At 73.6% G+C, this 26,500-nt stretch carries 31 protein-coding genes and 1 pseudogene; 20 read left to right on the forward strand and 12 right to left on the reverse strand.

Translation table 11 applies throughout. The features are described from left to right. On the reverse strand, positions 1–295 hold a 295-nt coding region (locus tag AB0N76_RS33205; protein WP_363563594.1), incomplete at its 3' end, for a sigma factor. A gap of 410 nt (positions 296–705) precedes the next feature. Here AB0N76_RS33205 and AB0N76_RS33210 point away from each other — a divergent pair. From AB0N76_RS33210 to AB0N76_RS33290, 17 genes are all read left to right on the forward strand, one after another. Then, on the forward strand, positions 706–1,974 hold the full coding sequence (locus AB0N76_RS33210; RefSeq protein WP_363563596.1) for a YcaO-like family protein: 1,269 nt from the start codon (positions 706–708) through the stop codon (positions 1,972–1,974). Between the two features lie 8 nt (positions 1,975–1,982). Further along, a complete protein-coding gene (locus AB0N76_RS33215; protein WP_363563598.1) occupies positions 1,983–2,603 on the forward strand; it encodes a TOMM precursor leader peptide-binding protein in 621 nt (206 codons plus the stop codon). After that, complete coding sequence (locus tag AB0N76_RS33220) at positions 2,600–4,270, forward strand: nitroreductase family protein (protein ID WP_363563600.1); 1,671 nt, start codon at positions 2,600–2,602, stop codon at positions 4,268–4,270. Before AB0N76_RS33215 ends, AB0N76_RS33220 begins: the two co-directional genes overlap by 4 nt. Beyond that, a complete protein-coding gene (locus AB0N76_RS33225; protein WP_363563602.1) occupies positions 4,267–5,022 on the forward strand; it encodes a nitroreductase family protein in 756 nt (251 codons plus the stop codon). Before AB0N76_RS33220 ends, AB0N76_RS33225 begins: the two co-directional genes overlap by 4 nt. Before the next feature lie 32 nt (positions 5,023–5,054). Further along, positions 5,055–5,240 (forward strand): thiocillin family RiPP, encoded by a 186-nt coding sequence (locus AB0N76_RS33230; protein WP_363563604.1) that lies wholly within the window; start codon positions 5,055–5,057, stop codon positions 5,238–5,240. A gap of 30 nt (positions 5,241–5,270) precedes the next feature. Continuing rightward, positions 5,271–5,444, forward strand: coding sequence for a thiocillin family RiPP (locus AB0N76_RS33235; protein WP_363563606.1), 174 nt, complete (start codon positions 5,271–5,273; stop codon positions 5,442–5,444). A gap of 11 nt (positions 5,445–5,455) precedes the next feature. Then, positions 5,456–5,641 carry a thiocillin family RiPP gene (locus AB0N76_RS33240; protein ID WP_363563608.1) on the forward strand — a complete coding sequence of 62 codons (186 nt, stop codon included), beginning with the start codon at positions 5,456–5,458 and terminating at the stop codon, positions 5,639–5,641. A 70-nt stretch (positions 5,642–5,711) separates the two neighbouring features. Then, positions 5,712–5,891, forward strand: coding sequence for a thiocillin family RiPP (locus AB0N76_RS33245; protein ID WP_363563610.1), 180 nt, complete (start codon positions 5,712–5,714; stop codon positions 5,889–5,891). 58 nt (positions 5,892–5,949) lie between these two features. Next, positions 5,950–6,129, forward strand: a complete 180-nt coding sequence (locus AB0N76_RS33250) for a thiocillin family RiPP (protein WP_363563612.1) — start codon at positions 5,950–5,952, stop codon at positions 6,127–6,129. A gap of 257 nt (positions 6,130–6,386) precedes the next feature. Further along, positions 6,387–7,442 carry a hypothetical protein gene (locus AB0N76_RS33255; protein ID WP_363563614.1) on the forward strand — a complete coding sequence of 352 codons (1,056 nt, stop codon included), beginning with the start codon at positions 6,387–6,389 and terminating at the stop codon, positions 7,440–7,442. A gap of 2 nt (positions 7,443–7,444) precedes the next feature. Next, positions 7,445–9,868 carry a lantibiotic dehydratase gene (locus AB0N76_RS33260; RefSeq protein ID WP_363563616.1) on the forward strand — a complete coding sequence of 808 codons (2,424 nt, stop codon included), beginning with the start codon at positions 7,445–7,447 and terminating at the stop codon, positions 9,866–9,868. After that, complete coding sequence (locus AB0N76_RS33265) at positions 9,865–10,746, forward strand: thiopeptide-type bacteriocin biosynthesis protein (protein ID WP_363563618.1); 882 nt, start codon at positions 9,865–9,867, stop codon at positions 10,744–10,746. Before AB0N76_RS33260 ends, AB0N76_RS33265 begins: the two co-directional genes overlap by 4 nt. 137 nt (positions 10,747–10,883) lie before the next feature. Beyond that, entirely contained in the window at positions 10,884–11,885 is a 1,002-nt protein-coding gene (locus tag AB0N76_RS33270) for an ABC transporter ATP-binding protein (protein WP_363563620.1), read from the forward strand. Then, positions 11,882–12,643 carry an ABC transporter permease gene (locus AB0N76_RS33275; RefSeq protein WP_363563622.1) on the forward strand — a complete coding sequence of 254 codons (762 nt, stop codon included), beginning with the start codon at positions 11,882–11,884 and terminating at the stop codon, positions 12,641–12,643. The genes AB0N76_RS33270 and AB0N76_RS33275 overlap by 4 nt, the downstream gene beginning before the upstream one ends. Positions 12,644–12,708: 65 nt before the next feature. Then, positions 12,709–13,149, forward strand: a complete 441-nt coding sequence (locus AB0N76_RS33280; protein WP_363563623.1) for a hypothetical protein — start codon at positions 12,709–12,711, stop codon at positions 13,147–13,149. After that, positions 13,146–13,472, forward strand: a complete 327-nt coding sequence (locus tag AB0N76_RS33285) for a transcriptional regulator (protein ID WP_363563625.1) — start codon at positions 13,146–13,148, stop codon at positions 13,470–13,472. Before AB0N76_RS33280 ends, AB0N76_RS33285 begins: the two co-directional genes overlap by 4 nt. Positions 13,473–13,586: 114 nt before the next feature. After that, positions 13,587–13,973, forward strand: a complete 387-nt coding sequence (locus tag AB0N76_RS33290) for a hypothetical protein (RefSeq protein ID WP_363563627.1) — start codon at positions 13,587–13,589, stop codon at positions 13,971–13,973. Positions 13,974–14,004: 31 nt separating this feature from the next. Here the strand turns inward: AB0N76_RS33290 and AB0N76_RS33295 are convergent, their stop codons facing one another. Continuing rightward, the gene (locus tag AB0N76_RS33295; protein WP_363563629.1) at positions 14,005–16,065 is read right to left on the reverse strand and encodes a discoidin domain-containing protein; all 2,061 of its coding nucleotides are present in this window, start codon (positions 16,063–16,065) and stop codon (positions 14,005–14,007) included. 268 nt (positions 16,066–16,333) lie between these two features. Between AB0N76_RS33295 and AB0N76_RS33300 the strand changes: the two genes are divergently transcribed. Beyond that, a complete protein-coding gene (locus tag AB0N76_RS33300) occupies positions 16,334–17,209 on the forward strand; it encodes a hypothetical protein (protein ID WP_363563631.1) in 876 nt (291 codons plus the stop codon). A gap of 125 nt (positions 17,210–17,334) precedes the next feature. Here the strand turns inward: AB0N76_RS33300 and AB0N76_RS33305 are convergent. The 7 genes and pseudogenes from AB0N76_RS33305 to AB0N76_RS33335 all read right to left on the reverse strand — a co-directional run. Next, a pseudogene (locus AB0N76_RS33305) lies at positions 17,335–17,725 on the reverse strand (transglycosylase family protein); the annotation flags it as partial. A 499-nt stretch (positions 17,726–18,224) separates the two neighbouring features. Beyond that, the gene (locus AB0N76_RS33310) at positions 18,225–18,614 is read right to left on the reverse strand and encodes a hypothetical protein (protein ID WP_363563633.1); all 390 of its coding nucleotides are present in this window, start codon (positions 18,612–18,614) and stop codon (positions 18,225–18,227) included. Positions 18,615–18,888: 274 nt separating this feature from the next. After that, positions 18,889–19,818 carry a hypothetical protein gene (locus AB0N76_RS33315; RefSeq protein WP_363563635.1) on the reverse strand — a complete coding sequence of 310 codons (930 nt, stop codon included), beginning with the start codon at positions 19,816–19,818 and terminating at the stop codon, positions 18,889–18,891. A gap of 102 nt (positions 19,819–19,920) precedes the next feature. After that, positions 19,921–20,121: a hypothetical protein gene (locus AB0N76_RS33320; RefSeq protein ID WP_363563637.1), complete on the reverse strand. Its 201-nt coding sequence runs from the start codon at positions 20,119–20,121 to the stop codon at positions 19,921–19,923. A 374-nt stretch (positions 20,122–20,495) separates the two neighbouring features. Then, positions 20,496–20,747, reverse strand: a complete 252-nt coding sequence (locus AB0N76_RS33325) for a type II toxin-antitoxin system RelE/ParE family toxin (protein WP_363563639.1) — start codon at positions 20,745–20,747, stop codon at positions 20,496–20,498. Next, positions 20,744–21,001, reverse strand: a complete 258-nt coding sequence (locus tag AB0N76_RS33330) for a type II toxin-antitoxin system Phd/YefM family antitoxin (protein WP_363563641.1) — start codon at positions 20,999–21,001, stop codon at positions 20,744–20,746. Before AB0N76_RS33330 ends, AB0N76_RS33325 begins: the two co-directional genes overlap by 4 nt. A gap of 177 nt (positions 21,002–21,178) precedes the next feature. Beyond that, a complete protein-coding gene (locus tag AB0N76_RS33335) occupies positions 21,179–22,282 on the reverse strand; it encodes an NADH:flavin oxidoreductase/NADH oxidase (RefSeq protein ID WP_363563643.1) in 1,104 nt (367 codons plus the stop codon). Positions 22,283–22,441: 159 nt separating this feature from the next. Between AB0N76_RS33335 and AB0N76_RS33340 the strand changes: the two genes are divergently transcribed. Then, positions 22,442–23,065: an SMI1/KNR4 family protein gene (locus AB0N76_RS33340; RefSeq protein ID WP_363563645.1), complete on the forward strand. Its 624-nt coding sequence runs from the start codon at positions 22,442–22,444 to the stop codon at positions 23,063–23,065. A 12-nt stretch (positions 23,066–23,077) separates the two neighbouring features. Here the strand turns inward: AB0N76_RS33340 and AB0N76_RS33345 are convergent, their stop codons facing one another. The 3 genes from AB0N76_RS33345 to AB0N76_RS33355 all read right to left on the reverse strand — a co-directional run bounded on the left by AB0N76_RS33345 (position 23,078) and on the right by AB0N76_RS33355 (position 25,677). Then, positions 23,078–23,710 carry a hypothetical protein gene (locus tag AB0N76_RS33345; RefSeq protein WP_363563647.1) on the reverse strand — a complete coding sequence of 211 codons (633 nt, stop codon included), beginning with the start codon at positions 23,708–23,710 and terminating at the stop codon, positions 23,078–23,080. A gap of 130 nt (positions 23,711–23,840) precedes the next feature. Next, complete coding sequence (locus AB0N76_RS33350) at positions 23,841–24,239, reverse strand: DUF427 domain-containing protein (protein WP_363563649.1); 399 nt, start codon at positions 24,237–24,239, stop codon at positions 23,841–23,843. Beyond that, positions 24,232–25,677 (reverse strand): MFS transporter, encoded by a 1,446-nt coding sequence (locus AB0N76_RS33355; protein WP_363563651.1) that lies wholly within the window; start codon positions 25,675–25,677, stop codon positions 24,232–24,234. The genes AB0N76_RS33350 and AB0N76_RS33355 overlap by 8 nt, the downstream gene beginning before the upstream one ends. A gap of 139 nt (positions 25,678–25,816) precedes the next feature. Between AB0N76_RS33355 and AB0N76_RS33360 the strand changes: the two genes are divergently transcribed. Then, the gene (locus tag AB0N76_RS33360) at positions 25,817–26,350 is read left to right on the forward strand and encodes a helix-turn-helix domain-containing protein (protein ID WP_363563653.1); all 534 of its coding nucleotides are present in this window, start codon (positions 25,817–25,819) and stop codon (positions 26,348–26,350) included. Positions 26,351–26,500 lie beyond the last annotated feature (150 nt).

Here is a 26,500-nt window from a genome sequence, read left to right on the forward strand (position 1 = left end):
CGGCGTCCTCGGGTACCGGTGCCGGTTCCGGTGGGGTGTCGTTCAAGAGCTCGCACGTCCAGCGGTGCGCCCGCCGGTCGCTGATGAAGAGCCGCACCATGACGGTTCGGACATAGCCGGTCAGAGCGTGATGACGGTCCAGGCGGTCCCAACGCCGGTACAGGGCGAGCAAGGTCTGCTGTACGAGATCGTCCGCGGCGAACCAGTCTCCCACCAGCACGAAGGCACTGCGCCTGAGTGCCGGTCGTGCATCCCTCACATAGGCCGCGAAGCTCTCCTCGAGCGCCTCGTTCAAGCTGTTCATCCCCCCGTGTCAGAAATTCTGGGTCTGCGTGAACAGCGCACCAGCCGGTCCACCGCGTGTAGAGAGTGGAACCGTTCGCGGTGACGTACGAACCCGGCGGAGCACGGTTCCGCGACGCGAGTCAAACATGCCAACTCCCGCCACGCCAGTGCTTCGTGCTCCATTTGGGAGGCGGTGCCGCCCGCGCGCGCACGCGCCGCCGAACGGTATCCGACGTTCCAGTAATGCCCTTTTCCAGACGCTCCCGGAAACCCGGGACCGGACCCTAATTCCCGCCGTCCACCGGCGGATCTTTCGACAAGGAGGCCTGGGAATTGAGGACGCTCCGAGCGACGCCCCCAAGCGCGGCTGTCCCCGCGTCCCTGCGCGGGATGGGCAAGCTGGTGTCACCCTACGGACTCGTGTCCAGGCTGACCTGGCTGCCCGTCACCGAAGGGGAGCCCGACTTCCCGGTCTTCTCCGGCTCGCTGGGCAACCCCGGCGCCGTACTCGCCAGCCAGTCCGCATGGTCGCACGACCCCGCGTCGGGCAACTTCGACGGCGCCGGCGGCGCGCTCGACCGTGAGACGGCCGCGCACCTGGCCACCGCCGAGTCGCTGGAGCGGTACTCCTCCTGCGCCTGGTCCCCGCGGGACATGGTCTGGGCCACGGCCGCCGAGCTCGGTGACGACGCCATCGCCCCCGGGCAGTGGCCCACCTGCTCGGACACCGAACTGGCCGATGCGCGCTGCGGGTTGGTGCCCACCGACCCCAAGGTGCCGCTGCGCTGGGTGGAGGGCTGGTCCTTCGCGCGCGGACGCAAGGTGTACGTGCCGGCCGTCCAGGTCTACCTGAAGTGCCCCCCGGAGTCCGCCGCGGAACGCCACGTCCACCCCGTCTCGACCGGCTGCGCCACCCACACCGACCCGCTCGCCGCCATCGCCAACGGCCTGCTGGAAGTGGTCGAACGCGATGCCATCGCGCTCACCTGGCTGCAACGGCTGCGCCTGCCGCGCCTGGTCGTGGACCCGGGCGAACTGTCCCCGGCGCACCGCGCCTATGTGGAACGCGCCGAGTCCGAGAACATCCGAACCCTGCTGTTCGATGCGACGACCGACCTGGGCGTCCCCGTCGTCTACGGCGTCCAACTCGCCTACCACGACCGGGACCTGGCGCAACTGGTGGTCGCCACCTGCGACACCGATCCCGGCAAGGCCGTCGCCAAGCTCCACCGCGAGGCCGCGTCCCTGCGGATCGCGCTGCGTTCCATGGCGGGCCGAAGCAGCCGCCCGCACAACCCCGAGGACACGGTCAGCGTGATCGACGGGGCACTGCTGGCGGGGCCACGCGACCAGCGCCACCGCTTCGACTTCCTCCTGGACGGCGACCGGCCCGTACGCCGTCTCTCCGAGCTGCCACGCCCGGGCCAGGGCGCGCAGGACCTGCCGTGGCTGCTGGAGCGGCTGGCACGCGCCGGGTGCGAGGTGATCGTCGTGGACCTCACGACGGACGAGGCACGGCAGGTGGGCGCCACGGTCGTGCGCGTCATGGTGCCGCAGCTGATGCCGCTGTCGTTCGCCCACCGCGCCCGCTACCTCGCCCACCCCAGGCTCTACGCCGCCCCCCGCGCCATGGGCCACCCGGCGCAGGGCGAATCCGGCGTCAACTCCCACCCGCAGCCCTTCGCATGAGGACCGACATGAACCGTCATCTGCTCGTCCTGGCGTCGGGACCGTTCGGCAAGGACGTCGCGCGCCGGCTGGAACGCGACTGCGACACGCACGACGTGACCGTCCAGGAGATCGACGAGGGCACCCATCCGAGCCTGTGGCCGCACGCCGACCTGATCGTCCTGGCGACGTCCCAGGAGCGGCCCCGCATCGCCGAGGCGCTGGACCACGCCGCGTTCGACTGGCGCGTGCCCTGGTTCGGCATCCACACCACCGCCACCGACGTGCTGTGCGGCCCGGTCGTCGTCCCCGGCCGCACCGCGTGCCACCGGTGCTACGTCCGCCGCCGGGACCAGCACCAGCGGCCCGGACACACGGCCGCACCGGGCGACGACCGCTACCCGACGGGCTACCCGCGGCACCACGTCGGCATCGCGGCGGCCTTCGCGCTGCACGCCGTCGACGAGGCGCTCCGCGGCCCGGAGGAGAACGCGCCGTACGCCACCGTACGCCGCTTCGACCAGATCGCCGGGACCACGAGCAGGTCGTCGGTGGTGGCGGTCGACCGCTGCACGCGCTGCCGCGCACAGGCCACGAGCGAGCCGCTGTGGCGCGCGCTCGCGACGATCGACGAAGGGCGGAACCGGTGACCGGCCAGTCCATGATCACGGCGGAGTCGATCGGCGCCGCCGCCCGCTTCGACCCCCAACTGCGCATCCCCCGGCGGCCTCGGGTCCGCCGCGGCCTGGTGATCAGTACCGAACCGGACCAGGTGGTGGTGACGGGCACCCCGAAGAAGCAGATGTTCCGGGGCAGGTCCGCCGCCGATCTGCTGCCCGCCCTCCTCACCCTGCTCGACGGCGCTCGCACCCACGCCGAGATCGCCGCGGCACTGGAAAGGCCCGAGGAAAGCGTGTTCAAGGCGGTGTCGCTGCTCTGGGCGTCCGGAGTGATCGAGGAAGGCCCGCCACGGACCGGCGGCACGGACCGGCCGGCCACGAGCACCGCCGCCACCGACGGGCGGCTCGCCGACTTCCTGTCCCGCGTCGGCAGCGCCACCGAGGCCAACGCCTCCTGGGAGCAGGCGGCGGCCCGGCTGCGCGGCGCCCGCGTCGAGGTCTTCGGCGACCCGGACCTGGCCGCCCTGCTCCGCGAGGAACTCGCCGGCTCCGTCGCCGTCTCCGTCGCCGCTCCGGCCGTACCGCACGACAACACCCTGCCCTCCCAGGACACGACACTCGTCGTGTGGGCCGAGCACGACGGCGCCACCGACGACCGCGGGCGCACCCGGCTCGCGGACCACTGCTGGGACAAGGGCGTCCCCCTGCTACGGCTGCGCGTCCACGGCCGCGGCGCCGCCCTCGGCCCCCTCGTCGACCCGCGGACCACCCCCTGCCTGGAGTGCCTGTCCGTACAGGACCCGGCCGACGACGACCGGCCGCAGCGGCCCGCAGACCGCCGACTCGCCGCGGCACTCCTCGCCCACGACCTGTTCGCCGCGGTATCCCGCACGACACCCTCGCCACTGCCACTGCGCTGGCGGGTCGTCGACCTGGAGACCCTGGCCCACAAGGACACCTCGTCGCCGACCCGGCCCGGCTGCCCCCGATGCTGCGCCACCCCGGGCCCGCTGACGGAGCGAGCCGCCCTGGCGACGCGCTTCGAGGCGTCGGTGGCCATGCCGCCGAAGGAGTTCGCCGACCTCAAAGCGCACCAGATGCACTACAAGCCGTCCAACCTGGCCCTCCAGCGGGTCTCCCGCACCTGGCCGGTCGCCCCCGCCGTTCAGCTGCCGTCCCCCGGGTACGACCGTCTCGCACACGAGGAAGACGACACGCCACTGGACGCCCACGCCCTCTCCCTCCTGCTGGCCGTCACCGCCGGCATCAAGACGGACGGTGAGGAACGCGTGTCCCGGTGGACGGCCAGCGGAGGCAACATCGGCTCGGTCATCGCGTACGCCGTCATCCGGGACGTTGCGGGCCTCGCCCCCGGGGTGTACGGCTACGTGCCCACGGAACACCGCCTCGCCCGGCTGGCGTCCGCCACCACAGGCATCGGCGGCGCCGCGCCGGCCACGCTCGTCCTGACCGGCGACTTCCCGAAGGTGGCCCGCAAGTACTCGGCCTTCGCGCTGCGCATCGTCCTGCTGGACGGCGGCTGCGCCCAGGCCACCGCCCGCGCCGCGGCCCGCACACTCGGCATCGGCCTGACGCCCCGCCCGCGGTGGGACGACGACGCCGTCGCGTCCGCGCTGGGCATCAGCCCCGACGTGGAACCGGTCACCGCCGTGATCGACCTGGGAGGCGACAAGTGAGCACCACAACACCGCAGGTGGCCAGCGCACACGACCTCGCGGCCGAACTCATCGCAGCCTTCCGAAATCCCGCGCCCGCCGCCGACGCACCACCACGGCCGACGGCACCGGCCCCCGCACCGATGGGTCCGCCGGTCCGCTTCGACGCCGACGGACGCGAACGGGCCGGGCTCCTGACAGCGCTCGAACGCCGCAGCTCCGTACGCCTCTTCGACCCCGGCCCGGTCCCCGCGGCGCTCCTCGCCGAGATCGTGGCACGCGGCGTCGACGCCGACACCCAGACCTGGCCGCAAGAGCAGGAGGATTGCACCCTGCAGACGGACGTCGTCGCGTTCCGGCTGGACGGGCTGGAGCCGGGAATGTTCCGCTTGGACTCCGGGGCCCGCACGTACACCCGGGTCGCGCCGCTGCCCGAGCCGCAGGCACTGCACGACCTGACGCTGCAGCGGGAGTTCTGCGACGCCGCCGCCATCGTCTCCGTCGCCGCCGACCTCGACCGGGCGAGCAGGCTGCACGGCGCGCACGGCTACCGCATGCTGATGACCCGCGCCGCGGCGGCCGCGTACACGATGTGGCTCGACGCCGTCGCCGTCGGCCTCGTGGGAACCGTCTTCGCGGGCTTCATCCCCGCCTCCGTACGGCACTGCCTGCGCAGCGACGGCGCCACCCGCCACCAGTTGTTCGCCCTCGCCCTCGGCGGCGCCCCCGGGCTGCCGTCCCACACGCTTCCGGGGCCGACCGGCCACCGGTGAACCGTACGAGAAAAAGAAGGGAGGGACATCGGATGAGCGACATCACCGCGCTCGACCTGGATCTGCACCTGGTGGACGCGGGCGACGAGGGGCTGTTCGTGGAGCAGATCCCCGAGGGGGTGGCGCTGGCCACCTTCAGCACCGCTTCCACCGCCGGCACCGCGAGCTGCCCGGTGAGCAGCGCCGGCAGCATCATGACCGCTCAGTGCTCGGCCTAGCCCCACCCGACACAGAAAGGGGGAACCCCCATGGCTGACCTGGAACTCTACGTCCTCGACGAGATGCTCGAGGACTCCCTGGAACTGGAGACGCTGGCCGACGGCAACGCGCTGGCCTCGGTCTCCACCGCCGGGACCGTCGGGAGCGCCTCGTGCCCGGCGACCTCGGCCTCCTCGTTCACGTCCTTCTCCAGCTACACCTGACAGGCCGACAGATGAGCGACATCACGGCACTGGAGCTGGATCTGCACCTGGTGGACGCGGGCGACGAGGGGCTGTTCGTGGAGCAGATCTCCGAGGGGGTGGCGCTGGCCACCTTCAGCACCGCTTCCACCGCGGGCACCGCGAGCTGCCCGGCGAGCAGCGCCGGCAGCATCATGACCGCGAACTGCGCGGGCTGAGAAGGCTGACGCCACCCGGCCCGTCCTGGCCGAAACCACACGCACCAACCGATCGAAAGGAAGCCGATCAGTGAGCGACAAGACCACCGAGGAGCTCTTCGACCTGTACGCCCTCGACGGCGACCTCGCCGTCGAGGAGCTGCCCGAGGGCAACGCCCTGGGCTGCTGGTTCTCCGCGTCCTCCGCCTCGACCGCGTCCTGCCCGGGCAGCTCGGCGGCGAGCGTGGGCTCGGCGTCCACCTTCGGCTGAGCGCGCCCACAGCGCACCGGCCCCCCGACCCGACCATCCCCAGAAAGGAGTGACACAGATGAACGAACTCACGACCGAGAGCCTCCTCGACCTGTACGCGCTGGACGAGGCACTCACCGTCGAGGAACTGCCCGAGGGCAACGCCCTGGGCTGCTTCGCGTGCGCGGGATCCGCCAGCTCGGCGTCCTGCCCGGCCTCCTCCGCGTCGAGCTTCACCTCGGCCTCGACCTACGGGTGACCGGGCCCGGCGGGCGGCGCCGTAACGGCTGACACCTTCGGCACCGTCCCGCCGGAGCCGGCTCCGTGCCCGTTCCGGGTGCCCGCACGGGCACCCGGAACGGGTGGTCCTCGCAATCCCCGCAGCATCCCGCCACGCAGGCCCGGGGTCAAGTGGGCCCGCCCGCACGACCCCGGGGCCCGGCACGACAGCAGAGGTTGGACGCAGTGATCAGTTCGCCACCCAAGCTCCGAGAGGAACTGGAGGTCATCCGCGGAATGGACGACATTCCGCTGATCTTCGATCCGGTGACCGGGCACTACCACCGCATCACCCCCGCAGGGGAGAAGGTGCTCGGCTTCCTCGACGGCACGCGCACCCGGGACGACCTCGTCGCGTTCTTCTCCCGCGCGGACCGGATCCGCGCCGAGGCGCTGACCCGCCAACTCGACACCTTCCTCGCCAGCCTGGAGCACAGCGGCCTGCTGGAAGGTTCGCCGCCGCCCACCGCCAAGAACGCCGGCACCGGCCGACGCGTCCGCACGTCGATGCTGATGCCCCGCGTCGTGATCACCCGCTCGCTCCCCACCCTCCTGGAGCCGGTCGCCCGCCTCCTGCGCGCCCTGCCGGCCGGGCTGCTCGTCCTCCTCGCCGTACTCGGCGCGGCCACCGGGTACGGGCTCGGCATCCACACCTACCTCACCCGCACCCCGGCCCTGCAGGACCTGGCCGGACACGCCTTCCTCATCGCCACCGCCGTCATGCCGCTGATCGTCCTGGCGCACGAGACGGCACACGCCCTCGTCGCCCAGTACCTCAAGGTGCCGATCCGGGGCCTCGGCGTGGCACTGCTCTTCTATTTCATGCCCGTCGCCTACGTGGACCGCACGGACGCCTACCGCGTACGCGGCCGCAGCGCCCGCGTCGTCCTGGCCATGGCCGGCATCCTCAGCGACGGAGTGCTCTGCGGACTGGTGGCGCTGACGGCCCTCAACTCCTCCGGACTGGTCCGCGACACGACGGTGTTCCTGCTGGGCATGCAGTTCTTCCTGCTCGTCGTCAACCTCAACCCGCTGATGCCGAGCGACGGCTACACGGCCCTGGAAGCCGCGACCGGGCAGGCGAACGCCCGCGACCGCGCGTTCACACTGCTGCGCCACACCCTCGCGCGCAAGCCGCTCCCCGAGCACCTGGCCAACCTGGGAACCGGGGCCCGCCGCGCGCACCTGGCCTACGCCCTGGCCTCGGCGGCCTACGTGTGCTTCCTCGCCTACGCCATGCTCCACGCGATCCCGCTGACCGCGGACTTCGCGCTGGCGGTGGTGGGCCGGTGACCGTGACGATCTCCCCACTGCTGCTGACACGGGTCGCGGGCCTGCCGGCCGACGTCCTGGACCTGGTGACACCGGCCACCGGAGAACTCCTCGCCGAACTCGCGGGCATCTCCGCCCGGCTGCCGCGCCTGGCCGACGACCTCACCGGTGCGCTGTTCGCCCTCGTGCCGCTGCTGGACGACGACATACCGCTGCGCCGCCGCGTCCTGGCCGGCAAACGACAGGTCAACCGGCTGGAGGAGCTGCCGTGGGACACCGCCGTCGCCGCCGCCGTGCGCGCCCGGCTCCCCACGGCGGGATCGGCGGCACTGGACGGCTGGATACGGCTCACGGGAGAACGGCAGAGCCTGCGCGACCGGCTCGGCATCCAGATCGAGCACGATCGGGCCCGCGCGGTGCGCCGCCTGCACGGCGCCCTGGACGAACCCGGGTTCGCCGAGTCCCTCGCACTGGCGGCGCCGGACTGGATGGGGCATGCCGACCCCAGGGACCGGTCGACGCGCACACTCAAGACCCTGTACTCGTACGTCGCGCGGGCCGCTGTCAAGACGAGTCCCTTCTCCGGCCTCACCACGATCGGCGAGGCCGGCACCGCCGGCCGGGGCCGGGCACACAGCCGCACTTCCGCGACCACGGCCCACCTGGCACTGGCCCGCCTCGCACGCGACGAGCGCACCGCAGGGCTGCTGCGCTACCGGGTGGCACCGGTGCGTCCCGGCACCCCGACGGAGCCCGAAGGGCTGCTGCTGCACAGCGAGGTACTCCTCACCGGGGGCGTCGTCTGGCGCCAGGACCGCGCGGTGGAGGCGGACCATGCCGTGCGCGTCCTGGCCGGCCTGCCGGCCGAGGTCACGCTGGACGCGCTGCTCACCCACCTCGGCGGCGCCGGCCCCTTCCGCCGCTTCCTGCGGCTCCTCGACGCCGGGCTCCTCCACCCCGTGCAGCCCTGGAGACGAGGCGAGGACCCGTTCCCGGCCCTGGCCGAAGCGGTCGCAGACCACGCCTCGCCCGTCCCCGCAGCAGACCTGACCCGGGCCCACACACTCGGTGCCGGCGCACACGCCGGGTCCGTACGGGAGCGGATCGCCGCCGCCGCGGGCCTCCAGGCGCTCGCCGCCGGCTGGCACGAACACCGCGACCCGGGGGAGCGCAGGCCCAGCGGCCTCGTCTACGAGGACCGCGAGAGCGACTTGGAGCTCCCCGACCCGCTGGACGTGCCGCAGGTGCGCGCCGACCTGAGGACGCTGGGCGAGCGGATGCGCCCGCACCTCTTCCGATCGCACCTCTACGACCTCCTGCTGGAGGCCTTCGTAGCCGAGTACGGCCCCGGAGGCCTCTGCCGAGACCCGCTCGGATTCCTCATGCGCCTCACCGTCGACCGCGACGCCAACCCGCCGCTCGACCGCGCCCTGTTCGCCGACCTCACGAGCCGCGACGATCCGGGCCGACGGGCCTGGCTGCCGGTCGGACCGACCAGCGCACCGCCGAACGCGGGCGTCTACTTCCAACTGGAAGCGGCCGACGCCGAAGCCGTGGCCGCCGGCCGGTACCGCCTGGTGGTCAACCAGTTCGGGGCGGGCAGCGGCGCGCTGTTCACCCGGTTCACCCGACTCCTCGGCGACGGCTTCCGGGACCGCCTCGCCGCCCACGTGGAACACTGCTGGGCGGGCACGCACTGCCGGGAACTGGTGGTGTGGACGGACTGCAGCACCGTTCAGGCACAGTGCGGCGGGCTCCTCCCGCCCCTGGTGCTGCCGGGCGAGGTCGGCGCCCCCGGCGCGATCACGCTGGACGACACCGTGCTGGCCCACGATCCGGCAACCGGCACGCTCTCCCTCTTCGACCGCTCCGGTGACCCCGTCGGCCTCGCCTACCTGGGACTCGTCCCGCAGCACCTGCTCCAGTCGTACGTACGGCTTCTCGCCGTGCTGGCCGACCCCTGGGTCGACGGATCACCCCACTCCGACTACACGATCACCAAGGCGAACGCGCTGCGCCCGCACTGCGGCGACGACGTGGTCGCCCTGCCCCGTGTCACCGACGGCCCGCACGACAGGATCGTCACCGCCCGCGCCTCGTGGATCGTGCCGACCGGCCTGCTGCCCGCGGCGTGCGAGGACGACGTCGAATCCGCGGTGCGGTGGGACGGGTTCCGCCGCACCCACGGGATCCCGCAAGAGGTCTTCGTCCACCAGCTCGGCGGGAGCTTCGCCGTGACCCACGACCGCAAACCGATGTGGGTGTCCCTGGCCTCCCCGCTGTCCGTGGCCGTGCTGCGGCAATGGCTGAGCCCGTCGACCCGCCACGTCCGGATGGTGGAGGCCCTGCCCGCACGCGCCGCACACCCGCAGCGCGACCACCGCGGCCGCGCCCGCGTCACGGAGCACGCGGCCCTGCTGTCCTGGCCGAAGGAGTACCGACCGTGAACGACCGTCGCGGCTCGACCGCCTGGTGGTACGTGCGGGCCTATCCCGGGCACCCGGACCTCATGGACGAGGCCGCGCGCGTCCTCGTCCCCTGGCTCGCCGCGCGCGCCGCCGACGAGAGCGCGACGGCGTGGTTCTTCACCCGCTACTGGGACATGAGCGGCCACCACCTGCGCCTGCGCCTGGCCTGTCCCCCCGACGGGGCGGACCGCGTCCACGACCGGCTGCCCGAACTGACCGGGCTGCTGCGCACCCTGGCAGACCCGGCCGCCACCGACCGAATCGTCCCCGGTTCGGTGCCGCAGGGGCTGCCCCTGGTGAGACAGGTACGGTGCGACCTGTACGCGCCGGAACTGGCGAAGTACGGCGGCACCGCCGGAGTGCGGCGCGCGGAGGAGCTGTTCACCGCTTCCACCCGCCTGTACGCCGACCAGCGGATCGACGCCCTGGAGCCGCTCTTCGCCCGGGCCGCCCTGGCGGTGCGCTACATGGACTCCGTCACCCGGGCGGCACTGCCCGACGAGGGGACGCGGACGGCGTTCTGGACGGCGCACCGCCGCCAGTGGGGCCGTCAACTGGCCGTCGCCGCACCCGATCAGGGCGAGCGGCGCCGTCTCCTGGTCCGCGCGGCCGGCGGCACCGCCGCGGCCGTGCCCGACGGCCGCCGACTGGAGGCCGTGCGGGCGCACGTCGACACGGTCGTGCGCACGCTCGACGGGGCCGAGAACGACGGCAACCCCGTGCCCCGGCCCGTGCTGCTGCTCCACTACCTGCACATGGATCTCAACCGCTGGGGCTTCGTACCGGCCGAGGAGAGCCTGCTGGGCGTGCTGGCGGCCGGCGTCCGGGCCGGCGGCGCGCTCTCCACGCCCTCCTGAACCCCCAACTTCCCTACGGGCGCAGCGAATTCCACCGTGGCATCCACTTGCCAACCTTGAAAGTGAATGCCATGGTGGAAACGCACACGGCAACGCTCGGCGAGATCTCGGAACGACCCACGAGAGGCTGACTCGGAATGCCCGAACTCGACACCGAACCCCTGCGCCGCCCAGAGGCCCGACCGCAGGAAGCGGCGGTCCAACTCGTCGGCGTCACCAAGCGGTACAACGGAGCCGGCAGTACCACGATCGCCGTCGACGGCATCGATCTGACGGTCAGTCACGGCGAGATCTTCGGCCTGCTCGGCCCCAACGGCGCCGGCAAGACCACCACCATCGAGATGCTGGTGGGTCTGCGGCGTCCCACCGCCGGGACGGTGCGGATCCTCGGGCTCGACCCCGCCGTGCAGCGCGACGAGGTCCGCCGGCAGGTCGCCGTCCAGCCCCAGCAGGCCGCGCTCTTCGAGCAGCAGACGGTGGCCGAACTCCTCGGCGTCTGGGCCTCCTTCTACCCGGACCCGCAGACCCCGGACGCCATCATCGAGCGGATGGGCCTCGCCGATTCCCGCGACGTCCGGGTCGCCAAACTCTCCGGCGGCCAGCGCCAGCGCCTCCTCGTCGGCACGGCCCTCATCTCACGCCCCCGCGTCCTCGTCCTCGACGAGCCGTCCACCGGCCTGGACCCCAACGCCCGCCAGGAACTGTGGGCCGCCGTCCGCGGCCACCGCGAGAGCGGCAACACCGTGCTGCTGTCGACGCACTCCATGGAGGAGGCCCAGACGCTCTGCGACCGGGTGGCCGTCCTCCACCGTGGCAAGGTCGCCGCCTGCGGAGCCCCCGACGATCTGATCGCCCGGTACGCACCCGCGCGCGAGGTCCAGTTCACCGTGGCCGCCGGAACCGACCTCGCCGCCCTGCACGCCGCCCGGGACGTGTCCGGCGTCGACAGCACAGCCGTCGACGAGGGCATCCGCGTCACCGTCCGCACCCGCGACTCCGACGCCGTGCTCGCCCTGCTCACCGGACCGCTCGCGGCACACCACATCCAGCTCAGGGAAGCCGGCCTGGAGGCGGTCTTCCGACACCTGACCGGCCTGTCCTTCGACAAGGCCACGGACACCGAAGGAACGCCGACGTGACCTCCGCCGCCACCCGGGAACTGGCCCGCCTCCACACGCGGGAACTCCTGCGCGAGCCCCGCTACTTCTACTTCGCCCTGTTCTTCCCCTTCGGCATGCTGGCGATCTTCCTCACCATCGGCACACTCGTCCCCAAAGAACCCGGCACCCCCGACTTCGTCCAACTCGTCATCCCGATGGCCGTCTTCCTCGCCGTCACCAGTGCCGCGCTGACCGTCACGGCAGGACCACTGGCGACGTTGCGGACCAAGGGAACGCTGCGCCTGCTGGGAACCACGCCGGTGGGCCGCGCCCGTCTGGTGCTCACCCACATGCTCCCCAGGATCGTCATGGTGACCGCCCAGACGGTCGCCCTGCTCGTCGTGGCCGTCGTCCTCGGCAAGGCCGAACCGGCCAGGCTGCCGGCGCTGTTCGCCATCGCCTTCCTGGGCCTGGCCATGTTCGGCGGCATCGGCTACCTGATCGGCGGCCGTCTCGGCTCGCCGGACGCCGCCACCAACGTCGGCACGCTGGTCCAACTCGCCACCCTGTTCCTGAGCGGCCTCGCGTTTCCGATGGAGCTCATGCCGGATGCCGTGCGCACGACACTGGGCCTGCTGCCCAGTACGTTCTTCGCGGACCTCATGCTGACCCAGATGCCGAACGGCACGCCGCAGCACCCGGTGTGGCTGTCGGTCCTCGTCGTGCTCGGCACCGCCGGCGCGACGGTGTCGCTGGCGGTCCGCACCTTCCGGTGGGACCAAGGCGAGACGGCCTAACGGACCCCGATCCCGCACTCCGGGGACGGGACCCGGCACAGAACCAGGCTCAGAAAGGCAACAGGATGGACAGGAACGAAGCACACGACGCCCTCGCGTCCGCCGACGCGACGGCAACGCGCCTGCGGGAGCGGCGCGCCCGCCCCCGGACCGCGCTCATCGTGCTGGCGGGCGCCGCGACGACGGCACTGACCGCCCTGTACGGCCTGGCCGTCCAGCCCTCCCTCCCGTACGCCGTCCCGGTGCTGCTCCTGCTGCCGCTGTTCGGCCTCGCTCTCTACACGGCGACCCGCCCGGTGCTGGCGCGCCGTCACCGGGCGTACTACGCCGTCACCACGGCGGTCGGGGCCGGCCTGTACACGGTGACCGTCACGGTCGGCTCGGCCTGCTTCTCCGGCGAGCCCCTGTGGTGGTGGCCGGGGGCCGTCCTGTGCGCCGCGCCGTTCCTCGTCATCGCCGTCCTGGACCGCAGGGCCGCGGGCCGGGCCGGGGAAGGCGCGCGGTGACGCACCCGCGCAAGTCGCTCGACGCCGTGATCCACGCGCCCGTGCGGTTCTCCATCACCGCCGCGCTGGCGGCGGTGGACGAGGCGGACTTCCGGACGCTGCGCGACGCGGTCGAGGTCACCGACTCCGCGCTGTCGAAGCAGATCGCGCTCCTGGAGGAGGCCGGCTACGTGAAGGTCCGCAAGGCCTTCCTGGGCAAGCGCGCCCGGACCTGGCTGTCGCTCACCGCCACCGGCCGCACCGCACTGGCCCGGCACGTGGCGGCCCTGCGGGAGATCGCCTCCGGCGGGCCGCCGCTCGGATCACCCCCGCTTTCGGACTGAACGAGGCATGCCGGGGCGGACGTTGAGCGGACCGGGCACCGCGCAACCGGGCGCGGGAGCCGTCGTTGAGAAGGTGACGAGACCCTCCGCACCCGACCGAAGGAGCCCCGCACCATGACGAAGCCCCGGCGCCTGCCCGCCCTCCTCACCGCCCCCGCCTGCGCGCTCGCGCTCACCGGCGCCCTGCTGTGGTCCGCCCCGGTGGCCGCTGCCACCGAGGGCGGCGTCGAGCTGTCGTTCATGAACTGCGCCCCGAGCGGCGAGGAGTGCGACTCCGAGGACCTGGCCTTCACCTGGAACGGCGACTCCGGCTGCAAGGGCGGCGGATTCGGCTCGCTCATGCTGGAGGTCCACGCCACCAACAAGACGGGCGACACCGTCGACGTCTACACCAACGGCGACTGCTCCGGCACCCCGGTCGCCACCGTCGGGGCCGGCCAGGAGAACCACTTCAACTGGCCCGGCAACGCCGACAAGGCCTCCGTGCGCCCGCGCGCCTGAGGCGGATCACCCAGGCGCGCGGGCCGGCCGCTCAGGCGCGGTAGACGCCCACCTCGTACAGCGAGTACCCCCACTGGGTGGCGCGCTGCTGGAAGTGCAGGCGCACATACCGGGCCGGGACGGGGGTGAAGCGGGCGGTGTCCAGGCCGCCGTCGCCGGCGGTGGTGGACCAGACGGTGTGCCAGGCGGCGCCGTCACCCGACACCTCCACCGCGTAGGCCCGCCCGTAGGCGCGCTCCCACTCCAGGGTGACGCGCCCGACCAGGGTGGTGGCGCCGAGGTCGAGGGCCAGCCACTGCCCGTCGCTCCAGTCGCTGGCCCACCGGGTGCCGCCGTCGCCGTCCACCGCCCGCCCGGGTGCGTAACTGGTGAACGGGTTCCACTCGCTGGAGGAGGCCGACGCGCCCGCGCCCGCGGCCAGGTTGACGGCGGCGCGGTGACGCTCGGCGGCGCCCCAGGTGGTGAGGTAGGACTGCGCGCCGCCCAGCAGGTCGTCGATCACCTGCTGGCCGCCGACCAGGCGGATGTCCTCCAGCCAGTCCGGGACCAGGCCGTAGTGCGCGGCGCCGTCGGTGTTGAGGTCCCAGGTGCGCGTGCCCGCGCTGGCCCGGTCGATCAGCGAGGCGCCGTCGGCGCTGCGGAAGGGGTAGCGCACCGGGTTCGGCGTGTCGGCCCCGCGCGGGCCGGGCCAGCCGCCGACGCCGTTCATGTCGGTCCCGTACCCGTACCCGGCGCCGTACTTGACGCGCAGCGCCCGGGTGCGGGCGGCCTCGTCGCTGAACGCCTGCGCGCCGTGCATGTACTGCGCGACGAACCCGCCCAGCGCGTACACGCGCTCCGTCCAGCCCAGGTCCATCCAGCTGTGCGAGGAGATCACCCCGGGGTAGGAGGCGGCCTCCAGCAGGTCCAGCGCGCGGCCGGCGGCCTTGACGCCCATGTGGTCGATCTCCAGCATCATGCCGCGCCGCATCATGCCCTGCAGCGCGTACTCCCCGAGCGAGGTCAGGCCGCGGGTGTTGCAGCGCGCCTCGGCCGCGTAGGAGGGGACGGTGACGCCGGCGGGCAGCTTCTGCTGGAGCGCGGCCGGCAGCGGGGCCAGGCCGATCGGGTTGTCGTGCTGCTCGCCCGGGCAGCGCTCGGTGGTCCAGAACGTGCCGGTGGACAGGAACTGCCCGGCGTTGACGGCCGTCCCGGTCGCGCCCTCGTCGAAGCGCACCCCGCACAGCGCGTTGTCGAACTTGTGGCACAGGAACATGCTGCGCACGCCCAGGGCGTGGAGTTCGTCGAGGCCGCGGTCGATGTCGGCGCGCGAGCACTGGGCGACGTCCAGGATCTGCTTGCAGCCGAACGGCTCGCTGGTCTCCACGCCCAGGACGACGGCGAGTTTGCCCTGGCGGATGACGTCGCCGGCCTGCGCGCTGTCGGTGACGATCCGGAACCAGCCCTTGCCGGGGCCGCCGTACATGCGGTCGATGTAGTCCTGGAGTTCGTAGGTCTTGCGGGCCTGGAGGCGGATGGAGTCCATCTCGTCGCAGCCGCGGTCCTTGAACGGGTAGACGGAGCAGATCAGGCCGTTGGTGACGAGGTCGTTGACCAGGACGCGCTGGCCGGCCCGCCAGGCGCGTTCCACCCAGGCGTAGTAGTTCTGCTGGTGGGTCAGCGAGTCGTGGGCGGGCCAGTCCTTGAACGTGGGCCAGCCGACCGGGTCGTGGTGGCCGTCGCCCTTGGTCAGGAGGTCGAAGACGTCCAGCGCGCCGTCGGGGTAGTGCTCGGGACAGTCCTTGAGGGCGTCCTCGACGCCGGCCTCGGAGAACGCCTTGCCGCAGATCAGGCGCCCGCCGAAGGCCTCGGCGGCCATCAGGTGGTCGTGGGCGTCGACGAAGCCGCGCACCCGCCCCTGCGCGTCGGTGCCCTTGAACGGCTCGCCGCTGACGCCGATCCGCGCGTCGGGCACGGGCCGCTGGACGGGGTCCCACCAGGCGGGGCCGTCCGCGGCGCCGGCGCCGGGCGCGGTGAGCGCGCCGCAGGCCAGCGCGAGGAGGGCGAGGAGCAGGGTGATCAGCCTGGGCCGTGCGTGGGGGGTGCGGGTCATCGGCCACCGCCTTCGTTCCGGGTTCCGGGGGGACGGGCGCACCGGCACCGCGGGCGGCCCCCGCCCGCGCCGGCGTCCGTCCGGCGTCCGGCCCGGGGGGTGTCATGTCCCGCGTACTCGGTGGGACGAGAATCGCCACTGTTGGAACATGCGTCAATAGCCGTGACACGCCCGGCCGTTCGGGGCCACCGGCGGCAGGGGGTGGTGACGGCCGGTGCGCGGCGTCGTTGATCACGGCATGGACATGAACAGGAATATGAACAGGAACATGAACCGGAGTGGCCGGGCCGCCCTCGCGGCCTGCGCCGCACTGGCCGCGGCCACCGCGCTCACCGCCCCCGCCGCCGCCTCGCCCGCACCCGCCCCGCGCGCCGCCGCGTCCGCATCGGCGTCCGTACGCGCGGGGGACCCGGCGCCGCTGGACTTCGAGACCCGCCACCGTCTGCACCACGCCATCGTCATGACCGACCCCGCCCAGGACGCCTACGCCTACCTCCTGTCCTCCGGCATCGACGTGCAGCGCCTGGTCGACGTCCTCCCGGACGAGTACCTCGACGAGGAGGGCCGCCAGGAAGTGGAGCGGCGCCTGGCCGAGGCGGAGGAGTTCTTCGCCGACGACGAGGGCGTGCGCATGATCCGCGACCTCACCGCCACCCCCCAGTGGCAGGAGGCCGTCACCCGGGGCATGATCGCCGCCGACGCCCGGGTGGGGGAGAAGGTGCTGCTGCTGGTCGGCGCCGACCGCTACCTCGACGGACCCGCCGCCGAGACCCACGGCGAGGCGGTCTCCTTCCAGGTCAACCGCGAGAGGTCCCCGGGCGTCACGATCGCGGTCCTGCACTTCTCCGGTGAACTGACCTGGAGCGGCGAGGGCAACCGCACCTACACCGTCCGCGGCATGCTCCAGGCCCGCTGCCAAACCCAGGGCACCCACACCGTCTGGCTCCAGCACGGCGCCGGCAACGAGAGCTGGAAGGACTCCGAGGAGACCGGCTGCTCCGCGTCCCGCGGCAGCACCTCGCGCGACATCACGGTGAGCGGCACCCTGGCGCCGGGGCAGAGCCTTGATCTGCGCCTGGGCACGTGGCGGTTCGCCTCCTGGCAGTACTCCGGCACGAAGACCTACGCCCCCGCCCCGGCCTGACGGGCTCCCGTCCCGGGAACGCACGACGCCGCCGACTCGGGACCGGGGCCCTGGGCGGGTCCGGTGCCGGGTGCGGCGGCGTGGTCGTGGTGCGCGCCCCCAGGGGGTGGGGGCGGCGGGTGCTACTTGCTGAGGCCGGCCTTGACGGAGCAGACGGGCCAGGCGCCGGGGCCCTGGGCGGCGAGGACCTTCTCGCCGATGGCGATCTGCTGGTCCTTGGTGGCCTGGTGGGCCTGCGGGGCGTAGGCGGTGCCGCCGAAGGCGGCCCAGGTGCTGGAGGTGAACTGCAGACCGCCGTAGAAGCCGTTGCCGGAGTTGATGGCCCAGTTGCCGGTGGCCTCGCACTGGGCGACCTTGTCCCAGACGGTGGCCGGCGCGGCGGACGCCCCGGTGGCCGTGACGAGGCCGGCCACCGGCAGGGCGGTGAGCGCCCCGGCCATCAGAGCCATCCGGACGCGGCTGCGGCGCTTGGTGGCGGTGGTGGCGGTGGCGGTCTCGTTACGGAAGGTCATGAATTTCCTCTCGGAGGGGGTCGGCGGGCGTGCGGAACCAGGCCCTGGAGGGCCGTCGGTTTCGTGGGACGCGACGCTCGCGTGGTCTGGCACCGGCTCCGTCCCCGGGAGGTGAGTCCCTCGGGAGCGGCGTGCTCGGTGCAACGAGTTCGAAGGTACGGGGCCCGGGGCGCCGGATTCAAGGAATCGCAGGTTCAGGCACGTCAGAGGGGGGTTACCGCCCGTAACGATCACGAAAATGGGCAGATTTGAAGGCAAATGACCCGATTTTCAAGATCGAACCTGGTCCGGAAGTGGCCCGGGCCACAGCCTGGAGGCTGTGAGGCCGCGCACACCGTCGACACCGCGTGACCACCCCCCGCCGGGGCGTGCACGAAACGCCCCCCGCCCACCCGCCCCGCGGTGGCCCCGACCACACCCCTCACCCCGCGCCGCCACCACCCTCACCCTCCGTGACCAAAACGGCGCCGGAGAGGCCCCGCCCGGCAGGCGGCGGCCCGGGGTCAGGGCGCGAGCGAGGGCGGCGGGCGCAGCGGCCCGTAGGCGGCGCAGAAGCCGCAGTCGCAGGCGGTGAGGGAGTTCGCGGCGCAGTGGGCGCTCGGCCAGAACCGGGAGGCGCACGGGAGCGGATCGAGCGGGGTGCCGTCGCCGGGCACGGTGCGCGCGCACCAGTCACAGCGCACGGCCGCGCCCACGCCGCCCGCGCGCAGCCGCCGCACCACCGCGACGGCGCTCTCGAACGGGATGTCCCGCGCGACCGCGGCGGGCACCCGGTCGAGCAGGAGCCTGCTGCGCCACAGGCTCAGCCCGGTCACGGCCCGCACCGCCCGCAGGGCCTCGGGCCCGCCGGGTCCGGGTACGGTCACCAGTACGGTGAACTGCGGATCCTCCACGGGCGCGCTCCCCCCTTTGTTCCGGCGCGGCGGCTTCCCGGCGCCCGGGCGGTGGCCCAGTATGGCGAGGGAGCCGCCGTCCGCGCCCCGCAATTTCCGGCCGCCCGCCGCCGCGCCCCGCCCGCCCCCTCTCGGCCCCGCCCGCCCCGCACACACCCCCGCCCGCTCCTGAACACGGCTGCGGGGCCCGGCGGTTCCCTCGAACCGGCGGGCCCCGCGGGCCGTTCGGCGGCTCACGTTTCCAGGGCGTGCCGCCTGTGCTTCGGGTCGGGTCTCAGGGGTGGACGGGCGCTCCCGGGGGCGGGGGGTCGGGGCTGATGATGAAGTGCTCGGGGAACTGGGTGAGCTGGATGGCCTGGCCGGAGTTGTTGACGGCGATGACGTCGTGCAGGTTGCCGTGCTCGGCCTTGTCGAGGAGGAAGAGCGGGTCGTCGCGGTGCACGGGGTCCTGGCGCAGCCAGGCGTCGAAGCCGGTGAGGTTGGGCGGGGCGGTGGCCAGGAAGGAGACCAGGCGCCGGAACAGCTTGGGCCAGATCGTCAGCTTCTGCAGCGCCTCCAGGTCGGGGACGTCGGCGAAGCCGGCGTCCGGGTCGCCCGCCGCGTTCGGCCACAGGCCGCTCTTCGCGGCCCGCGCGGCCTGCGAGGACACCGCCAGGTGGACGCGCAGCTCGGCGGGCAGGGTGGCGTAGAACGCCGGGTAGACCAGGCCCTCGGCCAGCAGCTTCGCGTTGGCGGAGAGGTCGAGGCGGTCGGTCTCCAGGTGGACGTCCGTCCCGTCGTCCTCGGCGGGGGTGCCGGGGTAGACGAAGCCGATGAGCCGTCCGTTGGCGTCGATGCCGTTGGAGAGGACGTGGCCGGCGATGGTGTCCTGGTCGGCCGATTCGATCTTGTTCGGCTGGTCGGCGAAGAAGGTGACGCCGGTGAACCCCAGCAGCGCCAGCAGCCGGTCGCGGGCGGCGTTCGCGAAGGTCAGCTCCTGGTGGGTCTCGCCGAAGTGGGTCTCCAGTGCGTCGATGGCCTCCAGCCGCACCGAGATGCCGCGGGCGTTGATGCCCGGGGGCCGTCCCGAGGGCCGGGGCAGGTTCTCGACCAGGGCGGGGTTGTCCGGCCGGAACTTGACGGTGTCACCGTCCGGCTCGGGGCCCTGGCGCGGGAGGTCGGGGTAGCGGATGACGAATACGCCGTGTAACAGCGTGTAACTCATGATGAGCCTCCCATCACGGCTTACTTCGACCGTAACCCCGCGACGGGCGCGGGCGGGAGGGGCTTTGGCGGGGGCTCTGACGAGGCCGGGGGCGGCGGGGTGTCAGCGGGTGGCGCGGGCGGCGGCCCCGACCAGGTCGAGGACCGCCCGCCCCCAGGGCGTGGCCGCGATCAGCACGCCGAACACGATGCCGCTCAGCACCGTGAGGCCCTCGTCCAGCCGGCCGCGCGCCTCGGCCCGCCGACGCAGCCGCACGACGATGACGAGACCGAGCAGGACCGTCGCGCTGACCGTGTACTCCATGCCCACCCCGCCCGCTCCATGACCCTGCGTGAGAGAACGGTCACCGGCAGTGCGGCGCCGCGGCGAGCATCCCAGAGCCCCCGCCGCCCGCGGGTCCCCTTCCGGAAAACTCCGGCCCACCCCACCCGCCCACACGCCCCCACCCGTCCCCGCACGCCGCCACCGCACCCCGGCCGCCGCCCCCGCGCCACCCCTGCCACGTCGTTCGGTCTGATCATGCGTCAAGCGGGCCGACGAGCCCGATGCGGTGGTGGGCGCCCTCGGGCGGGTGCCCGCCCTCGATGTCCCCGGCGGGTATTGGTCGGGCGGTATCGACGACGACGGCCGGGCCCTCACGGTCGAGCGGCCCGGCCGTCATGGTGCCTGCCGGGTGGTCAGCCGAGCCGGCCGAGGTGGATCACGACGATGGTGACGGTGGCCTCGGTGATCTCGTACATGACGCGGTAGCGACCGACGTGCATCCGGCGCAGGTCGGGCGAGCCGTACTCCGTGGAGCCCGGCGGGCGCGGGGAGTGGGCGAGCAGGTCGACGGCGTCCATGACCTGCCGAAGGCCGTCGGGATCGTCCTTGAGGAACCGGGCGGCGGCGTTGATGGCCGGCTCGTCCCAGATGATCGTGTGGCTCAAGCGGCGGGCCCCAGGCCGAGCTGGGCGCGGACCTGCTCGTGCGGCACGGCTGCGGTCTGGCCGGCCGCCTGCCGGGCCCGGTACTGGGCCAGGGCGAGGGCGTCCTCGAGGTCGGCCAGCTCCTGGGGGTTGATGAGGACCGCGGCGGGCTGGCCGTGGTCGGTGATGGTGATGCGCTCGCGGGCGTGGGAGGCACGCCGGACCAGCGTCCCGAGGCGGGCCCGGGCCTCCGTGATCGGCAGGGTGTCACTCATGTACCAAACTGTACACTTCACGACTCTTCTGTGCGGGAGAAACGGACGACAGCCCCCTTTCCTGCTTCCCCGTAGGGTCCGGAAAGGGAGCTGCCGGCCGATGCGCCGCCTCCCCCCGGCGAACGGCGGAAGGGGCGGGCCCGCGCGGCCGCGCCCCTCAGGTCGGCCTGCCCGCCCTCAGGTCCGGTGGTACTGCACCGGGACCGCGACCTCGCCGCCCAGCACCGCCGCCGCCTGCCGCGCCCACGACGGGTTGCGCAGCAGCTCACGGCCCACCAGCACCGCGTCCGCCCGCCCCGACGCCACGATCTCCTGCGCCTGCGCCGCCTCGGTGATCAGCCCCACCGCCGCCACCGGCATCCCCGCCCCGCTGCGCACCGCCTCGGCGAAGGGCACCTGGAAGCCGGGGGCGGCCTCGATCCGGGCGTCGGGGACCAGGCCGCCGGTGGAGACGTCCAGCAGGTCCACGCCGTGGGCGAGCAGTTCCTTGGCCAGGCGCACGGTGTCCTGCGCGCTCCAGCCCTCGCGCCCGTCCTCGGGGTTCTCCGCGAACCAGTCGGTGGCCGAGACGCGGAAGAACACCGGCAGCTCCTCGGGCCACACCGCGCGCACCGCGTCCACGACCTCCAGCGCGAAGCGGATCCGGCCCTCGAACGAGCCGCCGTAGCGGTCGGTGCGCCGGTTGGTGTGCGGGGAGAGGAACTGGTGGATCAGGTAGCCGTGGGCGCCGTGGATCTCGGCGACCTGGAACCCGGCGGCCAGCGCCCGCCGCGCGGCGTCGGCGAACTGGCGCACCACCTCGGCGATGCCCTCCTCGCTCAGCTCCTCGGGGAGCACCCGCTCGGGGGAGAAGGGCAGGGCGCTGGGGGCCAGCGGCGTCCACCCGTGCTCCTCCCCGGGCGCCAGCGCCCGCCCGCGCTCGACCCAGGTCCGCTCGGTGGACGCCTTGCGTCCAGCGTGGGCGAGCTGGATGCCCGCGACGGTGCCCTGCGCCTTCAGGAAGGCGGTGATCCGCCCGAACGCCTCCTGCTGCGCGTCGTTCCACAGGCCCAGGTCGTAGGGGGAGATGCGGCCCTCGGGGCTGACGGCGGTGGCCTCCGTGATGATCAGCCCGGTCCCGCCGGCCGCCCGCGCCGCCAGGTGCGTGAAGTGCCAGTCCGTCGCCACCCCGGCGGCCGCGCCGTCGGGCGCGGCGCTGTACTGGCACATCGCCGGCATCCAGACCCGGTTGGGGACGGTCAGCTCCCGCAGGGTGTAGGGGGTGAAGAGGGTGGTGCTCATATGCGTCTCTCCCGGTCGGATCGGCGGCGCGCCCGGCGGCCCCGAGTGCTTGCGGCCACGCGCTATATGACCAGACAATAGTTGCACACGCGCTCTACCTCAAGTCCCGCCCACCCGGGAGGATGCTCCCGCACGTGGATCGCACGGTGGGAGGCGACGTTGACGGGTGGCAGGAACGTAGCGGGGGGCGAGTACGGGGCCCGGCTCGCCGGGGTGCTCGGTGAGGGGGCGCCGGGGCGGCCGGAGCCGCGGGGGTGGGGCGGGCTGGAGGCCTCGCTGGGGGTGGAGCTGCCGGCGGACTTCAAGGAGATCGTGGCCGCCTACGCCCCGGTCCAGCTCAACGGTCACCTGATCCTGTGGCACCCGGACACCGCGCAGTTCAACCTGGCGCAGCGGGTGGAGCGGAACATCCGGGCCTTCGAGGCGATCGACTGGCGGGCCCTCGGGGTCACGTTCCGGGGCGGGATCCCGCGCTTCGGCGGTCCGGACGGGCTGATCCCGGTGGCGGGGACGGACCGGGGCGAGACCGTCTTCCTGCACCGGGCCGCCGACGGGGCCTCCTGGAGCGTCGTCGGCTTCTCCGGCGACGGCGACGGCGACGGGGAGCGGTTCCACGAGTACGAGCTGGACTTCGCCGAGTGGCTGCACGGCTATCTGGCCGGGGAAGAGAGGGTGGGCCGGGGCAGTGCCGTCTTCTACCCGGGGCCGTTGCTCATCGAGGACCTGCCCCGCTCGCCCGGGGAGCGGGTGGTGAAGCGGTTCGGCCCGCAGCGCGGGATGTGAGGCTGCGCCCCGTCAGGGGAGGCGGTAGGCGGGGTCGTCGTGGAGGAGGTCGCCGCAGGTGCGGCGGAAGTGGAGGTGGCTGCGGTTGCCACCGACCAGGGAGTCGAGCCAGAAGACGTAGCCGAGGGCCCGGGCCTCCGCCGGGGTGAGGGCCAGGGTCCAGCGGCGGGTGCCGGGGACGGCGCGGGCGCGGCGCAGGACCTCGCGCACCAGGGGGATGTCGCCGGCCTCCAGGTCGGGGACGGTGGCGAGGAAGCCGCGCAGGGTGTCGACGTCGATGCCGTGCAGCTGCACCACCCGGCGCCCCTCCTCCACCGGCTCGGGCGGCTCGGGCAGCAACGGGGTGGTGCGCGCGGCCCGTTCGCGCCGGTAGCGCAGCGCGTCGCGCCCCGCCGGGGCGATGCGCGCGGCCCAGACCGGCGCTCGGGAGCCCCGGACGGCGGGGCCGGAGAGCTGCACCAGGACGGCGTCCGGGGCCAGTTCGCACAGCGCGTCCTCGGCGAGCGCCCGCACCACGCCCGCGCGCCTGCGCCGCTCCCTCGCGGCGGTGTCCTCGACGACCCAGCCGCGCCCGCCGCGTCCGCGCCGGGCGTCGAGGTCCTCCAGGATCTCCCAGTAGTCGCCGGCCAGCCCCATGGTCACCATCCCGTATGCGATCGGCTACGCCGCGTAGCATTCTGCCGTCGGGGGGAAGGTCCGCGCAGCGGAATGGCATAACCGCGGGCCCGGACCCCTGTGCGAGGGGTCCGGGCCCGACGGGGGCGGAGCCGGGTGGTCAGCGGGAGGGTTCGACGGCGATGTCGACGCGTTCCTGGTAGAAGGCGATCAGTCCGGCCAGGGCCTCCATGCCGGGCAGCGGGGCGGGGTAGGACCAGGCGACGGCGTCGCCCTCGCCGCCCGCGGCGAGCGCGTAGTGCACGGCGGCGCCCTTGTAGGGGCAGTAGGTGTCCTCCCAGGAGGGGATGAGCAGTTCGCGGCGCACGTCCTGGGGCGGGATGTAGTAGCGGACGGGGTGGTGGCCCTCCAGGACGACGATCGGGCGATGGCTGTCGGCCAGGACGACGCCGCCGGCGCGCACGGTGATCCGCCCGCGGCCGGGCTCCAGCAGGATGCCGGAGTGGGCGGAGGGCAGGGGGAACGGGGAGGCGGGGGAGGCGGGGGAGAGGTCAGCCACGGGACACCGCCGCCGGGCTCGGGGCGGCGGCCGGCGCCGGGGCGTCCGCCCCGCGCGCCTCGGCGATCCGCGCCCACAGCGCCACGCCCGCGCCCACCAGGCACAGCGCGGCGGCGACGAGGACGGCGTGGTCGGTGCCGGCGGCCATCGCGTAGCGCGGCCCGCGCGCGTCGGTGGCCTGGCCGGCGACGGTGAGGGTGACGGCGACGCCGAGCGCGGAACCCAGGTAGCGGGCGGTGTTGTTGGCGCCCGAGCCCATCGCGGCGCGGTCGGCGGGCACGCTGGAGACGGCCAGGCGGGCGAGCGCCGCGTTCAGGACGCCGCTGCCGATGCCGGCGAGGACGAGGCCGGGCGCGAAGTGCGTCCAGGACCCGTCGGGGGTCATGCCGTAGAGGGCGGCCTCGCCGATCCCGCACAGCAGCAGGGAGGCGGCGACCTGGGTGGTGGCGGAGACCCGGGTGGCCAGGCGGCGGGCCTGGAGGGCGGAGACCACGGACAGGCCCGACCAGATCGCCAGCACCAGCGAGGCCGTCAACGGGCTCTCCCCGGAGGACTTCTGCAGGGCCATCGGCAGGTAGCTCATCAGTCCGACGATCGCCAGGCCGGTGAACAGGGCGCCGCCGCTGGAGGCGATGAAGCCGGGGCTGCGGAACAGCGCGAGGTCGAGCATCGGCTCGGCGCCCCGGGCCTCGACCAGGACGAACAGGGCCAGCAGCAGCACGCCGGCGCCCAGCAGCAGCAGGACCGGGGCGCGGCCCCAGCCGTGCCGGCCCTCGGCGAGGCCGGCGATCAGGCAGGAGGCGCCGGCGGCCAGGGTGGCCACCCCCAGCAGGTCGAGCCGGCGCGGCCGGTCGTTGCGCGACTCCTGCAGGCCGTAGGCGCTCAGCGCGATCAGCACCGCGGACAGCGCGCACAGCACCCAGTAGACCGCCCGCCAGCCGCCCGCGCTCTCCAGCAGCGCCGCGTAGACGGGGCCCACCGCGATGCCCAGGCCCACCGAGGCGCCCCACATGCCGAGCGCCTTCACCCGGCCCGGGCCCACCGGGTAGACGTGGCCGATCAATCCGAGGGTGGGGGCCAGCACCGCGGCCGCCGCGCAGCCCTGCAGGACGCGCCCGAGAAGGAAGACGGCGGGGCCGGTGGCGGCGGCGGAGACGGCGGTGGAGACGAGGAGTAACACCGCGCCGGCGCCGAACACCCGCTTGCGGCCGTAGTCGTCGGCGGCGCTGCCCATCGTCAGCAGCAGCGCGGCCAGGCCCACCAGGGTGCCGGTGAGCACCCAGGTCTGGGCGGACAGGCCCAGGCCCAGGTCGGCGGCGGTGGGGGAGAGGGTGGTGAGCGGGGAGGTGTAGTCGATCAGGACGAGCAGGGTGCCGAACGCGGCGATCGACAGGGTGAGGGCGGGGCGTTGGCCCTGGGGCGGTGGGCTGGGCGTCATCGGGATGGTCCTCGCTGCGAGGGGGAAGGGGGCCCGGAGCCGGGTCCGGACCCGGGCCCACAGTCAGGTCTGTTCACTGAACTCAACTGAATCTATCACGCCGGGTTCGGTGAAGGAACCTTCGGTTAGACTGGCCCGCATGGCGCTGGGAACCGATTACGCACAGCAGGACTGCTCGCTCGCCCGGGCCCTGGAGGTGGTCGGCGAGCGCTGGAGCCTGCTGATCGTCCGCGACGCCTTCTACGGCGTCCACCGCTTCAACGACTTCCTCGCCCACCTCGACATCCCCCGCGCGGTCCTGACCAGCCGCCTGCAGGCCCTGGTCGCCGCCGGCGTGCTGCGCAAGGAGCCCTACCAGAGCTCCCCGGTGCGCCACGGCTACGTCCTCACCCCGGCCGGGCGCGAACTGTGGCAGCCCATCTACGGACTGGCCCAGTGGGGCGAGCGCAACGCCTCCACCGGCGGACCGCGCACCCTCTTCAGCCACGCCGCCTGCGGCACCCGCCTGGACCCGGCGGGCGCCTGCCCGGCCTGCGGCGCCACGGTCGCGCCCGAGGACATCACGATGCGCCCCGGGCCCAGTGCCCAGGGCCGGCTGCGCCAGGACCCGGTCTCGCGTGCGCTGGCGCGTCCGCACCGGCTGCTGACGCTGGTGTCGCCGGACGCGGAGTAGTTCCTCGGGGACAGGGCCGCCCGCCTGCCCGGCCCGGGGGGAGCCGGGCGGGCGGGCCCGTACGGTGACGGTGCCTCAGGACGCGGTGCCTCAGGCGCCGGCGGCCTTGCGCAGCTGTTCGGTGCGGTCGGTGCGCTCCCAGGTGAAGTC

It is taken from the genome of Kitasatospora sp. NPDC093806, assembly GCF_040683335.1.
GTDB lineage: Bacteria > Actinomycetota > Actinomycetes > Streptomycetales > Streptomycetaceae > Kitasatospora.